Source organism: Thioclava sp. PTB-PU3-1 (assembly GCF_055666785.1).
On record NZ_JBVNVL010000002.1, the window covers coordinates 349,780 to 367,465 of the forward strand.

Here is a 17,686-nt window from a genome sequence, read left to right on the forward strand (position 1 = left end):
AAAGCACGCGGCCTTGCCAAGAGGGCGAGGCGCGGGCTGACGGAAGGTCATCTTGGGGTGTGGCGTGTCTTTTGACACGAAATGCGCCCCTCGGTGTGGGAGCCGAGATCATGGACTGAGCGCTGCGAATGGGCTAGCGATAAGGGATGGGCGCCCGTTGCGCCCGGCTTTGAGAGTGTCATGTCGCGCGAGTCCGCACCCGATAGCCAGCACCCCTTGGACCCGACCTTGGCCGGGCTGTTGCGCCACGCGCCGGGCGCGGATGAGGGGGCGGGCGAAGACGTCTGGTTCGATGTGCTCTCGGCGGTCGACCGGACCTATGCCGATCTGGTGGATTATCAGGAGCGGCTGGAGCAGCAGAACCACGAACTGGAGGATCTGCGCTCTTTCCTCGGGTCGATCCTCGCCTCGGTTTCGGATGCGCTGATCGTGATTTCGCGCTCGGGCGAGGTGCTGGAAACCTCGGCCTCGGTCGCAAGCCTGACTGGCGAGCCGCCCGGCGCTTGGCACGGACGCAAGCTCGCAGGCATGTTCGACGCGCGCTCGGTCGAGGCCTTGGATCGCGGGCTGGCGGAGGCTGCGAATACCCGCAAGCCGGTGACGATCGAAGCGGCGCTGAGCGGGCCGGAAGGGCCCGCGCCGCTGGAATTGTCGATCAGCCCGCGTATGGACGAACGCTCCCGCATCGCGGGCTACGTGCTGACCGGGCGGCCCTTGGGCGAATTGCGCCAGGCCTATTCCGAGCTGGAGCAGAGCCACGAAGAACTGAAATCGACGCAGGCGCAGCTGGTGCGCAACGAGAAGCTGGCCTCGCTGGGCCGTCTTCTCGCTGGCGTCGCGCATGAGCTGAACAACCCGATTTCCTTCGTCTACGCGAATACCCATGCGCTGGAACGCTATGCGGGCAAGTTCGAGGCCTATTTCGAGAAAGTGCAGGCCGGAGCGGATCGAGAGGCACTGATCGCCCTGCGCGAGGAGCTGAAGCTCGACCGTGAAATCCGCAACCTGCGCTCGGCCATCGAGGGCGCGCGCGACGGGGCCGAACGGGTGCGCGACATCGTCGAAGATCTGCGGCGGCTGAGTGCCGAAGGCTCGGGCGAGATGGTCGTCTTCGATCTGGTCGAGACCGCGCGGGTGGCGGCGAACTGGGTGCAGCGCGGCTCCAAGGCCGGGGTCGAGATCGCCTTCACCGGCGCGGGGACGCTGCAGGTGCGCGGTCGGCAGGGACATATCCAACAGGTCGTGATGAACCTCGTGCAAAATGCGATCGACGCGCTCTCGGGGCTGGAAGAGGGCACCGGCCGGATCGAGGTCGATGCGCGCGTGATGGAGGGACGCGGGACGTTGTCGGTTGGCGACAATGGCCCCGGCGTGACCGAGGAACTGACGCAGGCCATCTTCGATCCGTTCTTCACCACCAAGGCGGTGGGTGCGGGCACGGGGCTGGGCCTCGCGATCAGTCATAAGATCATCGAGGAACATGGCGGGCGTCTGCGGCTCTGCCCGAAAGGGTCGGCGCTGGGCGGGGCCTGTTTCTCCTTCGATCTGGAACTGGGCGAGGGGGCGGAATGAAGGTTCTCTGGCTGCAAGCGGCAGGCTGCGGTGGCTGCACCATGTCGCTCCTTTGCGCGGAAGCCCCGAATGTCTTCGACACGCTGGGCGGGGCGGGAATCGAGTTCCTCTGGCACCCGACCGTCAGCCTCGAGACCGGGGCGGAGGTGCGAACGATTTTCGAGGCGGTCGAGAGCGGCGAGATCGCGCTGGACGTGCTGGCCGTCGAGGGCTCCATCGCCCGCGGGCCGCGTGGGACGGGCAAGTTCCAGATGGTGTCCGGCACCGGGCGTTCGATGCTCGACTGGGTGGTGAGCCTCGCGCCGAAAGCCCGCCATGTCGTCGCGGTGGGAACCTGCGCGACTTATGGCGGCGTGACCTCGGCGGGCGGCAACCCCTCCGATGCGGTCGGCGTGCAATATGACGGGGCGCTGCCGGGCGGGGCGCTGCCGGTGGAGTTTCGCTCGGGCTCGGGCCTGCCGGTGATCAACGTGGCGGGCTGCCCGACCCATCCCGACTGGGTGACCGAGACGCTTTTGCTGCTGAATGAAGGCGCGCTGGGGGCGGAAGATCTCGACGCTTTCGGGCGGCCTTTGTTCTATGCCAAGCATCTCGTCCATCACGGTTGCTCGAAAAACGAGTTCTACGAATACAAGGCCTCGGCGGTGGAGCTATCCGATATCGGCTGCATGATGGAGAACTTGGGCTGCATCGGCACGCAGGCCGTGGGCGATTGCAATATCCGGCCGTGGAACGGCGACGGGTCGTGCACCTCGGGCGGATACCCCTGCATCAACTGCACCGCGCCCGAATTCGAGGAACCACGCCATTCCTTTACCGAGACGCCGAAGATCGCGGGCATCCCGGTGGGCCTTCCGACCGATATGCCCAAAGCGTGGTTCATGGCGCTCGCCTCGCTGTCAAAGGCGGCCACGCCCGAGCGGATCGCGAAGAACGCGGTTGCCGACCGGGTCGAGGTGACGCCGACGATCCGCAAGCCGAAAGGACGCAGATGACAGAGACGCCGCGCCTCGTCGTGGGCCCGTTCAACCGGGTCGAGGGCGATCTGGAAGTGCATCTCGATCTCGCCGGTGGGACGGTGGCCGAGGCGCGCGTGAACTCGCCGCTCTATCGCGGGTTCGAGCGGATGCTGGAAGGCAAAGACCCGCGCGATGCGCTGACGATCACGCCGCGGATCTGCGGCATCTGCTCGATCAGCCAGTCCGCGGCGGCGGCGCGCGCGCTGGGCGCGGCCATGGGGCTGGAGCCCACGCCGCAGGGCGCGGGTATGGCGGCGCTGATCCATGCGGTCGAGAATGTCTCGGACCATCTGTTCCATTTCAACCTGTTCTTCATGCCCGATTTCATCCGCCCCGTGTATGCGGACAGGCCGTGGTTCGACCCAGCCGTGGCGCGCTTCACCCCCGCCGAGGGCGGCGCGCAGCGCGCTGCGGTCGCGGCGCGTGCCGAGCTGATGCATATCCTCGGGCTGATGGCGGGCAAATGGCCCCATACGCTCGCAATCCAGCCCGGCGGCGTCACGCGCGCGCCGGGACCGCGCGACAAGGTGCGCATCGAGACGACGTTGCGCGCTTTCCGCCGCTATCTGGAGGAGGTTGTTTTCGGCGGGTCGCTGGAAGCCTTCTGTGCGATCGAGACGGTCGATCAGCTGATGGCATGGGAGGCGGGCGATGCGGGGCAGTTCCTGCGCATCGCGGCCGATCTGGATCTGGACCGGCTCGGGCGCGGCTCGGGCCGGTATATGAGCTTCGGAGCCTATCCGCTGGCCGAAGGGTTCGGCTTCGGGCGCGGGCTGTGGGACGGAGCCTTGGACGCGGTCGATTTCGGCGCGATCACGGAAGACCTCAGCCATGCGTGGATGCTGGGGGCGCAGGCCCATCCCTGGCAGGGTGAGACACGGCCCGACGAGGCGATGCGCGAGGCGGCCTATAGCTGGTGCAAGGCGCCGCGGCTGAACGGGCAGACGGTGGAGACCGGCGCGCTCGCGCGGCAGGTCGTGGACGGGCATCCGCTGGCGCGTGCGCTGGCGGGCGGCGGCGTGTTGGCGCGGGTCGTGGGGCGGCTGTTGGAATTGGCGCGGACGCAAGCCTTCATGGAGGGGCTGGCGAAAGGCATCGACCCGGCTGCTGCGTTCATGGTGCAGGGCGATTTGCCCGAGGCAGGGCAGGGCGCGGGACTGGTGGAGGCCGCGCGCGGCGCGCTGGGCCATTGGCTGCGCATCGAGGACGGGCGCATCGCTTCATATCAGATCATCGCGCCCACGACGTGGAATTTCAGCCCGCGCGACGCGGAGGGTGTGCCGGGCCCGCTGGAGGCCGCGCTGGTCGGTGCGCCGGTCGGCGCGGGCGAGACCACGCCGGTCTCGGTGCAGCATATCGTGCGCAGCTTCGATCCCTGCATGGTCTGCACGGTGCATTGAGTAAGTTGGGGGCGCGGTGCCTGCCGTCGCCGGAGGGCGAGATACGTTGACGAAAATGGGGGCTCTGCCCCGAACCCCCGGGATATTTGAGCCAAGAGGAAGATGCAGGGTTTCGAGATCAGGGTGCGCGGGCAGGTGCAGGGGGTGGGTTTTCGCCCCTTCATCTGGCGGCTTGCGCAGGAGCGTGGGCTTTCGGGCCATGTGCTCAACGATCCCGAGGGCGTGCTGATCCGGGTGGCGGGGGCGCTGGACGGTCTGGCCGAGGCGATCTCGGCGGAGGCGCCGCCGCTTGCGCGGGTCGATGCGGTGGAGGTGTCGGAGTTTGTGTTCGACACCGCGCCTGAGAGTTTTGATATCGTTGCCTCGCAAGGGGCGGGGGCCGAGACGCGGGTGACGCCGGATGCGGCGACCTGCCCGGACTGTCTTGCGGAAATCCGGGGCGACGGGCGCAGGCGGCAGTACGCATTCACGAACTGCACCCATTGCGGGCCGCGTTTCACGATCCTGCACGCGCTGCCCTATGACCGGGCGCAGACGACCATGGCGCCCTTCGAGATGTGCTCGGCCTGTCGCGCGGAGTACGAGAATCCGGCGGATCGACGTTTCCACGCGCAGCCCATCGCCTGTCCCGAGTGCGGGCCGCGGGTGTGGCTGGAGGTGGACGGGGAAGAGCGCCCTGCCGAAGAGGTCGGAGCGGTTTTGCAGGGCGGGGGCATCGTCGCGGTGAAAGGCTTGGGCGGGTTTCATCTCGCCTGCGATGCGAGCAATGCCGAGGCGGTGGCGCTTTTGCGGGCGCGCAAGCGCAGGCCTGCAAAGCCCTTCGCGCTGATGGGCGAGATTGAGACCATCCGCCGCTATGCCCAGGTTTCAGAAGCGGAGGCGGAACTGCTGCGTGATCCTGCGGCGCCGATCGTGTTGCTGCAAAAGGCGGGGGAGGCTTTGCCGGAGGCGGTGGCGCCCGGGCAGGACAGTCTCGGCTGGATGCTGCCCTATACGCCGCTCCATCATCTGCTGCTGCGCGAATGGGCGCGGGGGGACGAGGGGCGACCCTTGGTGATGACTTCGGGCAATCTCTCGGGCGAGCCGCAGGTGATCGGAAACGGTGAGGCGCGCGAGAAGCTGGCTGGCTTCGTCGATGCCTTCCTGATGCATGACCGCGAGATCGCGCGGCGGCTCGATGACAGCGTCGTGCGGGCCGATCCGCCGATGGTGCTGCGCCGCGCACGGGGACAGGTGCCGGGCACCTTGCCGCTGCCCGAAGGGTTCGAGGGCGCGCGGCAGGTTGTGGGCTTTGGCGGTCAGATGAAGGCCGCGATCTGCCTGATCAAGAACGGGCAGGCGCTGCTGGGCCATCACTTGGGCGAGCTGGACGAGGCGCTGACATGGGAGGCGTTCGAGCAGGCAGATGCGGATTATGCGGCGCTGTTCGCTCATCGCCCCGAGGTCGTGGCTGTGGATCTGCACCCCGATTTTCGGGCTTCGCGCCACGGGGCCGAACGGGCCGCGCGCGACGGGTTGCGGCTGGTTGAGGTGCAGCATCACCATGCGCATCTCGCGGCCTGCATGGCCGAGAACGGTTGGCCGCTGGAGGGCGGCAAGGTTGCGGGGGTCGTGCTCGACGGGCTTGGCTTGGGGCCCGATGGCACGGTCTGGGGCGGCGAGCTGCTGCTGGGCGATTACCTTGGCTTCGCGCGGCGCGGCTGGCTTGAGCCCGCGCCGCTGATCGGCGGTGACCGGGCGCAGGCAGAACCGTGGCGCAACGCGCTGGTGCGGCTCGATGCGGCGGGGCTGGCGGGGCTGGCCGACAGCCTGTTCCCGGAAGCCCCGCGCGATCTGGCGCGTCAGGCGGCGGCGAAGGGGGTCAACGCGCCGCTGTCGTCGTCGGCGGGGCGGCTCTTCGATGCGGTGGCGGCCTGCCTCGGGATCTGCCCGATGCGGCAGAGCTATGAGGGCGAGGCCGCGATGCGGCTTGAGGCGCTGGCGGCGCACGCGTTGGCACACGGCGCCCCAGCGGAGGCCGGGGCCTATGCGTTCGCGGATGCGGGCGACGTGCTCGAGGCCGGACCGTTCTTTCAGGCGCTCGCCGCCGATCTGGAGGCCGGGGTCGCGCCCGAGACAATCGCGCTGCGGTTCCATGCGGCGCTGGCGCAGGGCTTTGCCCGCCGGGCGCGGTCGCTGATCGAAAGCGGAGACGCGAAAGCCGTGGTGCTGACCGGTGGCGTCTATCAGAACGCGCTGTTGCATCGGTTGACCTGCGCGGCGCTGGGCGATCTGCCGGTGCTGAGCCATCGCACGCTTCCGGCGAATGACGGCTCGCTGGCACTGGGGCAGGCGGTGATTGCTGCGGCGCAGTCGGAAAGAGACTGACCGGAATCCCGGAAAGCTGGTCACTGACGTGCCAGTGCGGCCCCGCGCCGCACCGGGGTTTTGACGGGCAACATATCGGAAACAAACAGGAATTCGCGCCTGCGACATCCTGTCATTATTTCGTTCTGTTCGCGGACCCGACCTGCCAATCCTGAGATCACACATGCGTATTCCCCTCGGGAGGAGGGAGAATCCGGTCATCGGGATCACAGAGGGAGGGACACTTTGCCTGCGATCGAAACCTTTTACGACGTGATGCGTCGGCAGGGGATTACCCGCCGCAGCTTCATGAAATATTGCTCGCTGACGGCGGCGGCGCTGGGTCTCGGCCCGGCCTATGTGCCCAAGATCGCCCATGCGATGGAAACCAAGCCGCGCACTCCGGTGATCTGGGTGCACGGGCTCGAATGTACCTGCTGCTCGGAAAGCTTCATCCGCTCGGCCCACCCGCTCGCCAAGGATGTCGTGCTCTCGATGATCTCGCTCGACTATGACGACACGCTGATGGCGGCGGCGGGCGCGCAGGCGGAAGCCGCGCTGCAGGACACGATCGACAAATACAAAGGGAATTACATCCTCGCCGTGGAGGGCAATCCGCCGCTCAACGAAGACGGGATGTACTGCATCGTGGGCGGCAAGCCCTTCGTGGATCAACTCCGCCACGCTGCCGAGCATGCGAAAGCCATTATCTCCTGGGGCGCCTGCGCCTCCTATGGCTGCGTGCAGGCTGCCGCCCCGAACCCGACGCGCGCCACGCCGGTGCACAAGGTCATCACCGACAAGCCGATCATCAAGGTGCCGGGCTGCCCGCCTATCGCCGAGGTGATGACCGGCGTGATCACCTACATGCTGACCTTCGACCGGATGCCCGAGCTGGACCGTCAGGGCCGGCCGCAGATGTTCTATTCGCAGCGTATCCACGACAAATGCTACCGCCGTCCGCATTTCGACGCCGGTCAGTTCGTCGAGGCGTGGGACGACGAGAACGCGCGCAAGGGCTATTGCCTCTACAAGATGGGCTGCAAAGGGCCGACCACCTACAACGCGTGCTCGACCGTGCGCTGGAACGAGGGTGTCAGCTTCCCGATCCAGTCGGGTCACGGCTGTATCGGCTGTTCCGAGGACGGGTTCTGGGATCAGGGCTCCTTCTACGACCGGCTCACCAACATCAAGCAATTCGGGATCGAAGCGAATGCCGATGTGGTCGGCGGCACCACGGCGGCCGTCGTCGGCGGTGCGGTGGCAGTTCACGCTGCCGTCTCCGCGCTCAAACGCGCCCAGAAGAAGAACGAGGAGGCGTAATCCATGTCGGTTCTCAACACGCCGAACGGCTACACGATGGACAATTCGGGCAAGCGGGTCGTTGTCGACCCGGTGACCCGGATCGAGGGTCACATGCGCTGCGAAGTGAATGTGGACGAAAACAACATGATCACCAACGCGGTCTCGACCGGCACGATGTGGCGCGGGCTGGAAGTGATCCTGAAGGGCCGCGATCCGCGCGACGCCTGGGCCTTCACCGAGCGGATCTGCGGCGTCTGCACCGGCACCCACGCGCTGACCTCGGTTCGTGCGGTTGAAGATGCGCTGGGGATCCAGATCCCCGACAATGCGAATTCGATCCGGAACATGATGCAGCTCGCGCTGCAGATCCATGACCACATCGTGCATTTCTATCACCTGCATGCGCTCGATTGGGTCAACCCGGTCAACGCGCTGCGCGCGGACCCGAAGGCGACTTCGGAGCTGCAGCAGAAGGTCAGCCCGAGCCACCCGCTCTCCTCCCCAGGCTATTTCCGGGACGTGCAGAACCGTCTCAAGAAATTCGTCGAAAGCGGACAGCTCGGGCTGTTCAAAAACGGCTATTGGGACAATCCGGCTTATCTGCTTCCGCCGGAAGCGGACCTGATGGCGACGACGCACTATCTGGAGGCGCTCGATCTTCAGAAGGAGATCGTGAAGGTTCACACCATCTTCGGTGGCAAGAACCCGCACCCGAACTGGCTGGTGGGCGGCGTGCCGTGCCCGATCAATATCGACGGCGTCGGCTCGGTCGGTGCGATCAACATGGAGCGGCTGAACCTCGTCTCCTCGATCATCGACAAGTGTCAGGAGTTCAACGAGAACGTCTACATTCCGGACGTGATCGCGATCGGCGGCTTCTACAAGAACTGGCTCTATGGCGGTGGTCTGTCGTCGCAGGCCTGTCTCGCCTATGGCGACATTCCCGAGAACCCGAACGACTTCTCGCCCGAGCAGCTTCACCTGCCGCGTGGCGCGATCATCAACGGCAACCTCAACGAGGTGCATGACGTCGATCCGCGCGACCCCGAGCAGGTGCAGGAATTCGTCGATCACTCCTGGTACACCTATGGCGAGCCCGGCAAGGGCCTGCACCCGTGGGATGGCGTGACCGAGCCGCAATACGAGCTTGGGCCTAACGCCAAAGGCACGCGGACCAATATCATCGAGCTTGACGAGGCTGCGAAATACAGCTGGATCAAGGCCCCGCGCTGGAAGGGGCACGCGATGGAGGTCGGGCCGCTTGCGCGTTACGTCGTGGGCTACGCCAAGGGTCACGAGGACATCAAGAACCAGGTCGACGGTCTGCTGCGCAAGATGGACCTGCCGCTGAGCGCGGTCTTCTCTACGCTGGGCCGGACCGCGGCGCGGGCGCTGGAATCCGAGTATTGCTCGCGTCTGCAGCGGCACTTCTTCGACAAGATGATGACCAACATCAAGAATGGCGACGAAAGCACCGCCAATGTCGAGAAGTGGGATCCGTCGAGCTGGCCGAAAGAGGCCAAGGGCGTCGGCATGACCGAGGCTCCGCGCGGCGCGCTGGGGCATTGGGTCAAGATCAAGGACGGGCGCATCGAGAACTACCAATGTGTCGTGCCCACCACCTGGAACGGTTCGCCCCGTGACACGCAGGGCAATATCGGTGCCTTCGAGGCGTCGCTGATGAACACCAAGGTGGAGCGCCCCGAAGAGCCGGTCGAAATCCTGCGCACCCTGCACAGCTTCGATCCGTGCCTTGCCTGTTCGACCCATGTGATGTCGCCCGACGGCGAAGAGCTCACCACCGTCAAGGTGCGCTGAGGGAGGAGGAAATCATGAAGAAACTCGCATTCGCTTTCAGCATGATCGCAGGTCCCGCGCTGGCCCATCCGGGCCACGCAGTGGCCCCCGGCGCGGAAGGTCACACCATCGCCCATGTCGCGATGGCGGCCGGCGCGATCGCCCTGGCCTATGTGGCCGTCGAGATCGCCCGCGCCGTCAAGCGCGTCCGCAAGGAGTAAGGGCGATGGAGGACACGATCCACACGCCAAACCCCAAGGCGACAGGGGCCTTCGAGGCCTCCCGCCTGACCGGCGACGCGACCGAGGAAGATCTCGACTCGATCCGCCGCCGGACCTCTGTCTATGTCTACGAGGCGCCCGTGCGCCTCTGGCACTGGCTCAACGCGCTGATGATCACGGTGCTGATCGTGACCGGCTTCCTGATCGGTGCGCCCCTGCCGTCGCTGCAGATCGGCGAAGCGACCGAGCAATTCGTCATGGGCTATATCCGCTTCGGCCATTTCGCGGCGGCGCAGGTCCTGACGGTGATCTTCTTTGGGCGCATCTACTGGGCCTTCGTGGGCAATCACCACGCCCGCCAGCTGTTCTACGTGCCGGTCTGGCGCAAGCGCTGGTGGAAAGAGCTGGGGCACGAGCTGCGCTGGTATGCCTTCCTTGAGAAGACGCCGAAGAAATATGTCGGTCACAACCCGCTGGCGCAGCTTGCGATGTTCTTCTTCATGACGCTCGGGATCACCTTCATGCTGATCACCGGCTGGGCGCTCTATGCGGAAGGCGCGGGGCAGGGCTCTTTGCCCGATACGCTGATGGGCTGGGTGCTGGGTCTCGTGCAGAACTCACAGAGGCTGCACACGCTGCACCATCTGGGAATGTGGGCCATCGTGATCTTCATGATCTTGCACATCTACGCGGCGATCCGCGAAGACATCATGAGCCGTCAGTCGATGGTCTCCACGATGATCTCCGGCCACCGGACGTTTAAGGACGATCGTATCGAGTAACGGTTCGTGCGGTGGTAGGGCGAACGGGCGCGGGTCAATCCGCTCCCGTTCTGCATTCTGGCGCGGATTCGAGCTGTTTCCAGCGTTGCGCTGCCGGTGGAAGATTTCATTGCGAAAAATCTGCTTAAGTGGAAATATGGTTTCCACTTTGACGGCTTTGATGGCGGCGCGTTTCCCAAGAAAATTTCGTAAAAACAAATACTAGACAGATTGTCGCAGTTTCGTGCGATTTCCGTGAAATCCGCCCCTCTGCAAAGCCTATTGTCGGTTCGAGGCGAGGATGGCAACGCGCTTGCCGCCTCGGGGAGAGGGAGGAAATCATGTCGGATTTTGCGCCGGACCGGGTGCTCGTTCTGGGTATCGGGAACGTTCTTTGGGCGGATGAGGGCTTCGGCGTGCGCTGCGTCGAGGTGATGGCCGAGACCCGCGCCGTGCCGGACAAAGTCAAGCTCTTGGATGGCGGCACGCAGGGCCTGTATCTGCTGCCGTTTCTTGAAGAGGCCGATGCGCTGATCGTCTTCGATGCGATCGATTTCGGGCTGGAGCCGGGTGAGATGCGGGTGCTGCGCGACGACGACGTGCCCGCCTTCATGGGCGCTAAGAAAATGAGCCTGCACCAGACCGGCTTTCAGGACGTGATCGCCACCGCACAGCTGATGAACCGTTGCCCGGCGAAGCTGACGCTGATCGGCTGCCAGCCGGTCGAGCTGGAGGATTACGGTGGCGGTCTGCGCCCTGCGGTCGCCGCCCAGATCGAGCCCGCGATCCGCGAATGCGAAGCCGAACTGGCGCGCTGGGGCATTTCGGTCGCGGCAGGCGTGACGCAGGCCGATGACCTCGCCGATGCCTCGATCCGTCGCGGCGCTTACGAAGGGGGCCGCCCGACCGAGGGCGAGGCCTGCCGGATGGGCGATCACCGCTTCTTCCCCGGCGCCGAGAAGGTCCGCGCCTGATGTGCGTCGGAATCCCGGTTCAACTGGTGGCGGTCGATGGCATCCGCGGCGAGGTTCTCGAAGAGGGACAGCCCGGTATCATCGACCTGTCGCTGACGCCCGACGCCAAGCCCGGCGACTGGCTTCTGGCCTTTCTCGGGGCTTCTCGTGAGGTGATCACCGAGGACGAGGCGACCAAGATCGCGGCCGCGCTTGGCGGGCTGCGGGCCCTGATGCAGGGCGGCGATCTGGGCGATGCTTTCGCCGATCTCGACGCCCGCGAGCCGCAACTTCCGCCCCATCTGCAAGCCGCGCGCGATGCCGGCAAAACGACTGCCTGAGGAGAGACACATGCACGATTTCGCAATGCCCGATACGACTGCCCCCTCGGGCGCGATGCACCCGCTGGTAACCCGCCTGATCGACGAGATGGGTTATCCGCTTCTGGCGAACATGTCCGATGTGGCCGAGTTCACCGCGCGTCCCGGGGCGCATTGCCTGTTCATTCCGGGCGACGCCAAGCGCAACCTCGAGACCCCCGACGCTGCCGTGGTGCTGCCGGAAATCCGCATGGCCTTCCAGCACGCTTTCGACTGCGCGGTGGTGGGCGATGCGATCGAGACCGAGCTGCGTCAGCAGACCCGCGCGCTGAAAGCCCCCGGTTTCCTGTTCTACCGCGAGGGTGAGTATCTCGGCGCGATCGAGAAGATCCGCGACTGGGACGATTACGTCGCCCGCACCTCTCATATCCTGACCGCGAAAGGCTGAGACAATGGTTTCCAATTTCCACCTTCCTCCCATGGGCTTCGGTCCCGGCTCGCAACCCGAGGACGAGGATGCGCAGCTCGAATATATGAAGCTGCCCTCCGGCATGCGCACCTATTCGGCGCATATGCCTGATATCGACGACCCTTCCAGCGTCACGCCCGCGCTCAAGACGCTGGCCGATGTGGCGAAGGCCTGCGAGGCGGCGGCGCAAGGCGGCATGGCGAGTTTCGATCTGAGTCATCTCGACGCGGAGAACCGCGCGCTCATCGCAGAGACGATGGGGCAGGGCGAGGTCGCGATGAAGATCCGCGGCATCCCAGCGCTGGCGGTGCAGGAGTCAGTCTTTGCGGGCGTCTGGATGATCGCAGGTTCGGGCGTCGACAAGATCGAGGTCGGTCCGGTTCCCTCGGCGGCGCTGAGCCGCGCCTTCGAGCCGTTCCGCAAAGCCGAAGGCAAGACCCATCCGCGCGGTCCGGGCGTTGTGAACGCTCCGGCGCTGATGGCCGAACTGGAGGATAAATCGGGCAGTTTCATGGGCGGCGAGCCGCATGTGGTGAACCTGACCCTGCTGCCCCATACCGAGGAAGACCTTGTCTGGCTCGATGCGGCGGCGGGCGAAGGCGCGGTGACGATCCTGTCGCGTGGCTACGGCAATTGCCGCGTCACCGCGACCGCGCTGCCCCATGTCTGGCGGGTGCAGTTCTTCAACTCGATGGACACGCTGATCCTCGACACGTTCGAAGTGACCACGATGCCCGAGGTGGCGATCGCCGCGAAAGAGGATCTCGTCGACTCCGCCGAGCGGATCGTCGAAGTGCTGGAGGTGATCCGATGAGCGTTGCGGGGTTCGAGGGCAGCTACATGGGCGCCAATGATCGGATTTCCGATCAGGCGATCATGGAATGCAAAATCTGCTGGACGCCTTACGATCCGGCACAGGGCGACGATTTCCGCCAGGTCCTGCCCGGCACGCCGTTCTCGATGCTGCCCGAGGACTGGCATTGTCCCAATTGCGACGCGCCGAAAGAGCAGTTCATGGTGCAGACCGATCCGGGCGCGCCCGCGATGCTGGAGGCGCGCCGGATCGAGGAACAGGTGGCCAAGCTTACCGCCGATTTCCGCGAGGTCTGGCATTCGAAGATGCGCGACGTGCCCTTGGTGAACAAGGCGCTCTCGGTCGAGCCGGTGGGCTTCGTCTCGCACGAGGGGCGCGGGCTTGGCGTGCTCGTCAGCCCGTGGTTCATGAACCTGATCATGTTGCCGCGCGAGGGCGAGGATTGGTCGGCGCTGGTCCCCGGCGCCAAGGAAAACATCGACTTCCCGTCCGGCACCTATGAGTTCATCCATAACGTCCGCGAGATGGGCGGCGGCTACAAGGCGTGCTCGCTCTTCTCGCCGATGGGCGATTTCCAGACGCAGATGCAGGCGACCGATGTCGCCCGCGCGATCATGATGGAGCTGTTCAAGGACGAGAACCGCGCCGAGACGGATCGCAAATCCGAAATCCGCGCCGGTCGCGAGGCCGAGATTGCCGCGGTCGAGGAGGCGGAGGCTGCGCAGGCGGCGGAAGACGCCCGTGTCGAAGAGATGGCGCAACCGACCCGGCGCAAGCTGATCTCCGCCGGTCTGGCCGAGGATGCGCCGCGCGACGCGGCGGATGACGCGGAATGAACCAGACGCTCGGCATAACCATCGCGCGCGACGGCGCTCGGCTGAAGGCGGTGCTTGCGCTGCCCGCGCCGAGCCCGGTCGAGGCGATGATGCCGGGCAAGACCCCCGAAGAGGTCGCGGAACTGATGCCCCGCCTGTTCAACCTGTGCGGCATGGCGCAGGGCCTCGCGGTGCGGCTGGCGACGGGGCTGGAGACTGCCGGATGCGACCCGCGGCGCGAGATTTTGCGCGACCATCTCTCCAAGCTATGCCTGCGCTGGCCCGCGCTGATCGGTCACGACCCGATGCCGCTGCCTGCTGATTGGTCGAAGGGCGGCGCGGCGCTGCAGCGCTGGATCTGGGGCGGTGCGCGGCCCGCGCAACTCGCGGACTGGCTGAGTTCCGGTACGGGGATCAGCCCGCTTCTGGCGGCGATCGCGGAGCGCTTCGCGCCGGGTGAGGCGGTGGCCGATCTGCCCGACCTGTCGCAGCCTTTGTCGCTGGTGCCGCAGGAGAATTCCGCCGCCGGACGGGTGCGCGACGCGGATCTGATGCATCAGGCCGAAGCGCGCTACGGGCGCGGGCCGCTGTGGCGGGCGCTGGGGCGCGTGGTCGATCTGGATCGGCTGTGCTTCGATGCGCCGCCCGCGCGCCGTGTCGCGCCGGGCGTGGCCTCGGTCGCGGCGGCGCGGGGCGCCTATACCTTGCAGGTCAGACTGAGCGGCGGTCGTGTGAGCGCGCTCACGCGGATCACGCCGACCGATCATCTGACGGTGCCCGGCGGGATGTTGCAGCGTAGCCTCGAGAGCCTGCCCGCAGAGAAAGCGTCTTTGGCAAGCTTGGTAGTGGACATACTCGATCCCTGCGTGCCAGTTCTGATGCGGGAGGTCGCCGATGCATGAGATGTCGATCGCCGAAGGCATCCGCGGCGTGATCGAGGATGCGGCCAAGGCCAACAGCTTTTCGCGCGTGACCACGCTGCGGCTCGAAATCGGGCGTTTCGCAGGCGTCGAGAAACACGCGCTGGAATTCGCCTTCGACGTGGTGATGCGCGGATCGCCCGCGGAAGGCGCGGAATTGCAGATTATCGACATCCCCGGCAAAGCGCTCTGCTATGATTGCGCGGAGACTGTGGAAATCGAACATCGACTGGACCCTTGCCCGAACTGCGGCGGCGGCAAATTGCTGGCGCAGGGCGGCGAGGAGATGCGGATCAAGGATATGGAGGTGCTCTGATGTGCACGGTGTGCGGATGCAGCGGACATAGCGTGGAGGATCAGTTCCGCGCCCATCTGGAAAAGAGCAGTCAGGCCGTGCCGAAAGCGGCGCCTCTGGCGGTGCTCGCGCAAGGAGCTCCGGCACCCGCGCAGGGCCATCAGTCTCACGATCACGCCCCCCACCATCACCACCACGACCACGGCGATATCCATATCGGCCTTGGGGCGGCAGGCACCGAAGTGCCGGGTATGAGCCAAGAACGTCTGATCGAGATCGAGACCGATATCCTTTCGAAAAACAACGATTTCGCCGGGAAGAACCGGGCGCGACTGGCGCAGAAGGGCATCTTCGCGACCAACCTCGTCTCCTCTCCCGGCTCGGGCAAGACCACGCTCCTGTGCCGCACGATCGAGATGCTGGGCGATGCGCCGCTCGCAGTGATCGAGGGCGACCAGCAGACCACCAATGACGCGGACCGCATCCGCGCGACAGGCGCGAAGGCCATTCAGGTGAACACCGGCAAGGGCTGCCACCTCGACGGGCGCATGGTGGAAACCGCGCTCGACCGGCTCGCGCTGCCCGAAGGGTCGCTTCTGTTCATCGAGAATGTTGGCAACCTCGTCTGCCCCGCCGCCTTCGATCTGGGCGAGGATGCGAAGGTCGCGATCCTGTCGGTCACAGAGGGCGAGGACAAACCGCTGAAATATCCGGACATGTTCGCAGCCGCCGGTCTCGCGATCCTCAACAAGACCGATCTGGCCCCCTATTGCGATGTCGATCTCGATCTCTACGAGGCCAACATCAAGCGCGTGAACCCGGAGATCGAGGTGCTGCGCGTCTCGGCCCGCACGGGCGAGGGGATGCAGGCGTGGCTCGATTGGCTCAAGCGCGGGCTCGACCGGAAGGCCGCGTCATGACCGGCTCGACCCCGGCCATCCTCCTCGTCGATGACGAGCCCCATTCGCTTCAGGCGATGAAAATGGCGCTCGAGGACGAGTTCGAGATCCTCACCGCGCCGGGGGCTGAAGAGGCGATGGCGGTGCTCGAAGAGGAATGGGTGCAGGTGATCTTTTGCGATCAGCGCATGCCCGGTCGCTCGGGGGTCGATTTCCTCACCGAGGTGCGCGAGCGTTGGCCGGAAACGGTGCGCATCGTCATCACCGGCTATACCGACAGCGCCTCGATGGTCGCCGCGATCAATGATGCGGGCATTCACCAGTTTATCGCCAAGCCCTGGCATCCCGAGCAGCTTCTGGCCGTGGCCCGCAATGCCGCGCGGATGTTCCAGCTGTCGCGCGAGAACGAGCGGCTGACGCTGGAGATGCGCTTTCTCAACTCGACCACAGAGACGCGGGTCGAGAAGCGGCGGCGGTCTCTGCGCGAGGGGATGGGGTTCGAGACGATCCTGCGCTCTCCCAATTCCGCGATGAACGCGGCGGTCACTCTCGCGCGGCAATATGCCAGCTTCGACGTGCCGGTGCTGATGACGGGCGAGCCGGGCACGGGCAAGACGCAGATGGCCCGCGCGATGCATTACGGCTCGCTGCGCTCGGAGAAGCCGTTCTACGAATTGAACATTTCCGGCATGCCGGAAGATCTCGCGATGGTCGAGCTGTTCGGCGCCAAGCGCGGCGTGCTGCCCGGTGGCGTGGCCAAGATCGGGCTGGCGCAGAAAGCCGATCGCGGCACGCTCTATCTGGCCGGGATCGAGGGCGCGAGCCCGGCATTGCAGCTTGCGCTACACCGGATGCTGCGCGACGGGGTCGTGACCCCGGTGGGCGGGCAGGAGGCGGTCTCGACCAATCTGCGACTGATCGCGGGCGCGTCGGGCGACCTGCGCGCAGGCGTCGCCGAGGGGCGGTTCCGCACCGATCTTTACTATGCGTTGAGCCTTGGCGAGATCGCGATCCCGCCGCTGCGCGCGCGGCGGGGAGACGTGGCGATGCTGGCGCAGGCGATCCTTTCGGAGGTCGCGACGAGCCACGGCAAGCCGGTGATGGGTTTCGAGGCGGCCGCGCTGGAATTTCTGGAGAATTACGACTGGCCGGGCAATCTGCGCGAACTGACCAACGAGGTCACGCGGATGCTGATCTTCGCGCAGGACAATGTGTTGGGCGCCGAGCTGATCTCGCGTCACATCCTGCAGGCCGATCCGTCGGATGAGGGCGCCGACCGCGCCGCCGAGGACGTGATGACCGCCGAGGGCACGCTCAAGGACCGGATCGAGCTGATGGAGATGCGCATCCTGCGCGAGACGCTCACCCGCAACCGCTGGAACAAGAGCCGGGCTGCGGCCGAGCTGGGCCTGTCGCGCGTGGGCTTGCGGGCGAAACTGGATCGTTACGGCATCGCCGATCCGTCGGTGGCCACCGAGGAGGAGAGTGACTGATGTGTTTGGGTATTCCGGGCCAGATCGTGGCGATCACCGATGAGACGCGCCAGATGGCGATGGCCGAGGTGTCGGGCGTGCGCCGCGAAGTGAATGTGGCCTGCGTGGCAGAGGGCGCGCTGGAGGGGCTCGTAGGGCAATGGGCGCTGATCCATGTCGGCTTCGCGATGAGCCTGATCGACGAGGACGAGGCCGAAAAGACGCTGGAGGCGCTGCGCGATCTTGGCGAGGCGCAGGAGGCGCTGGAACAGATGGCCGCAGGCGACGCCGCGCTGGCAGGGGAGTGA

Annotated in this window: 18 protein-coding genes; all 18 read left to right on the top strand. The window is 65.8% G+C overall.

Going from position 1 to position 17,686, the window contains the following annotated elements; all coding sequences use genetic code 11:
* The first annotated feature begins 180 nt into the window (after nucleotides 1-180).
* The 18 genes from ACZ7GB_RS07165 to hypC all read left to right on the top strand — a co-directional run bounded on the left by ACZ7GB_RS07165 (nucleotide 181) and on the right by hypC (nucleotide 17,686).
* Nucleotides 181-1,572: a sensor histidine kinase gene (locus ACZ7GB_RS07165; RefSeq protein ID WP_274961505.1), complete on the top strand. Its 1,392-nt coding sequence runs from the start codon at nucleotides 181-183 to the stop codon at nucleotides 1,570-1,572.
* Entirely contained in the window at nucleotides 1,569-2,567 is a 999-nt protein-coding gene (locus ACZ7GB_RS07170) for an NADH-quinone oxidoreductase subunit B family protein (protein WP_472158096.1), read from the top strand. Before ACZ7GB_RS07165 ends, ACZ7GB_RS07170 begins: the two co-directional genes overlap by 4 nt.
* Nucleotides 2,564-3,991 (top strand): nickel-dependent hydrogenase large subunit, encoded by a 1,428-nt coding sequence (locus ACZ7GB_RS07175; protein ID WP_472158097.1) that lies wholly within the window; start codon nucleotides 2,564-2,566, stop codon nucleotides 3,989-3,991. Before ACZ7GB_RS07170 ends, ACZ7GB_RS07175 begins: the two co-directional genes overlap by 4 nt.
* Before the next feature lie 102 nt (nucleotides 3,992-4,093).
* A complete protein-coding gene (gene hypF, locus ACZ7GB_RS07180) occupies nucleotides 4,094-6,358 on the top strand; it encodes a carbamoyltransferase HypF (protein WP_472158098.1) in 2,265 nt (754 codons plus the stop codon).
* 225 nt (nucleotides 6,359-6,583) lie between these two features.
* Nucleotides 6,584-7,660, top strand: coding sequence for a hydrogenase small subunit (locus tag ACZ7GB_RS07185; protein WP_078520443.1), 1,077 nt, complete (start codon nucleotides 6,584-6,586; stop codon nucleotides 7,658-7,660).
* A gap of 3 nt (nucleotides 7,661-7,663) precedes the next feature.
* The gene (locus ACZ7GB_RS07190) at nucleotides 7,664-9,460 is read left to right on the top strand and encodes a nickel-dependent hydrogenase large subunit (protein ID WP_078520442.1); all 1,797 of its coding nucleotides are present in this window, start codon (nucleotides 7,664-7,666) and stop codon (nucleotides 9,458-9,460) included.
* A 14-nt stretch (nucleotides 9,461-9,474) separates the two neighbouring features.
* Nucleotides 9,475-9,660, top strand: coding sequence for a hypothetical protein (locus tag ACZ7GB_RS07195; protein ID WP_038145392.1), 186 nt, complete (start codon nucleotides 9,475-9,477; stop codon nucleotides 9,658-9,660).
* A gap of 5 nt (nucleotides 9,661-9,665) precedes the next feature.
* On the top strand, nucleotides 9,666-10,442 hold the full coding sequence (cybH, locus tag ACZ7GB_RS07200) for a Ni/Fe-hydrogenase, b-type cytochrome subunit (RefSeq protein ID WP_472158099.1): 777 nt from the start codon (nucleotides 9,666-9,668) through the stop codon (nucleotides 10,440-10,442).
* A 320-nt stretch (nucleotides 10,443-10,762) separates the two neighbouring features.
* Nucleotides 10,763-11,395, top strand: a complete 633-nt coding sequence (locus ACZ7GB_RS07205; protein ID WP_472158100.1) for a HyaD/HybD family hydrogenase maturation endopeptidase — start codon at nucleotides 10,763-10,765, stop codon at nucleotides 11,393-11,395.
* The gene (locus tag ACZ7GB_RS07210) at nucleotides 11,395-11,715 is read left to right on the top strand and encodes a HypC/HybG/HupF family hydrogenase formation chaperone (protein WP_038145386.1); all 321 of its coding nucleotides are present in this window, start codon (nucleotides 11,395-11,397) and stop codon (nucleotides 11,713-11,715) included. The genes ACZ7GB_RS07205 and ACZ7GB_RS07210 overlap by 1 nt, the downstream gene beginning before the upstream one ends.
* A 10-nt stretch (nucleotides 11,716-11,725) precedes the next feature.
* The gene (locus ACZ7GB_RS07215) at nucleotides 11,726-12,142 is read left to right on the top strand and encodes a thioredoxin domain-containing protein (RefSeq protein WP_472158101.1); all 417 of its coding nucleotides are present in this window, start codon (nucleotides 11,726-11,728) and stop codon (nucleotides 12,140-12,142) included.
* Nucleotides 12,143-12,146: 4 nt separating this feature from the next.
* Nucleotides 12,147-12,977, top strand: coding sequence for a hydrogenase expression/formation protein (locus tag ACZ7GB_RS07220; RefSeq protein WP_472158102.1), 831 nt, complete (start codon nucleotides 12,147-12,149; stop codon nucleotides 12,975-12,977).
* Nucleotides 12,974-13,813 (top strand): [NiFe]-hydrogenase assembly chaperone HybE, encoded by an 840-nt coding sequence (locus tag ACZ7GB_RS07225; RefSeq protein ID WP_472158103.1) that lies wholly within the window; start codon nucleotides 12,974-12,976, stop codon nucleotides 13,811-13,813. Before ACZ7GB_RS07220 ends, ACZ7GB_RS07225 begins: the two co-directional genes overlap by 4 nt.
* Nucleotides 13,810-14,694 (top strand): hypothetical protein, encoded by an 885-nt coding sequence (locus ACZ7GB_RS07230; RefSeq protein ID WP_472158104.1) that lies wholly within the window; start codon nucleotides 13,810-13,812, stop codon nucleotides 14,692-14,694. The genes ACZ7GB_RS07225 and ACZ7GB_RS07230 overlap by 4 nt, the downstream gene beginning before the upstream one ends.
* On the top strand, nucleotides 14,687-15,028 hold the full coding sequence (gene hypA, locus ACZ7GB_RS07235) for a hydrogenase maturation nickel metallochaperone HypA (protein ID WP_078520435.1): 342 nt from the start codon (nucleotides 14,687-14,689) through the stop codon (nucleotides 15,026-15,028). Before ACZ7GB_RS07230 ends, hypA begins: the two co-directional genes overlap by 8 nt.
* Nucleotides 15,028-15,927, top strand: coding sequence for a hydrogenase nickel incorporation protein HypB (gene hypB / locus ACZ7GB_RS07240; protein WP_078520434.1), 900 nt, complete (start codon nucleotides 15,028-15,030; stop codon nucleotides 15,925-15,927). Before hypA ends, hypB begins: the two co-directional genes overlap by 1 nt.
* Nucleotides 15,924-17,399: a sigma-54-dependent transcriptional regulator gene (locus ACZ7GB_RS07245; RefSeq protein WP_472158105.1), complete on the top strand. Its 1,476-nt coding sequence runs from the start codon at nucleotides 15,924-15,926 to the stop codon at nucleotides 17,397-17,399. The genes hypB and ACZ7GB_RS07245 overlap by 4 nt, the downstream gene beginning before the upstream one ends.
* Nucleotides 17,399-17,686 (top strand): HypC/HybG/HupF family hydrogenase formation chaperone, encoded by a 288-nt coding sequence (gene hypC / locus ACZ7GB_RS07250; protein WP_038145377.1) that lies wholly within the window; start codon nucleotides 17,399-17,401, stop codon nucleotides 17,684-17,686. The genes ACZ7GB_RS07245 and hypC overlap by 1 nt, the downstream gene beginning before the upstream one ends.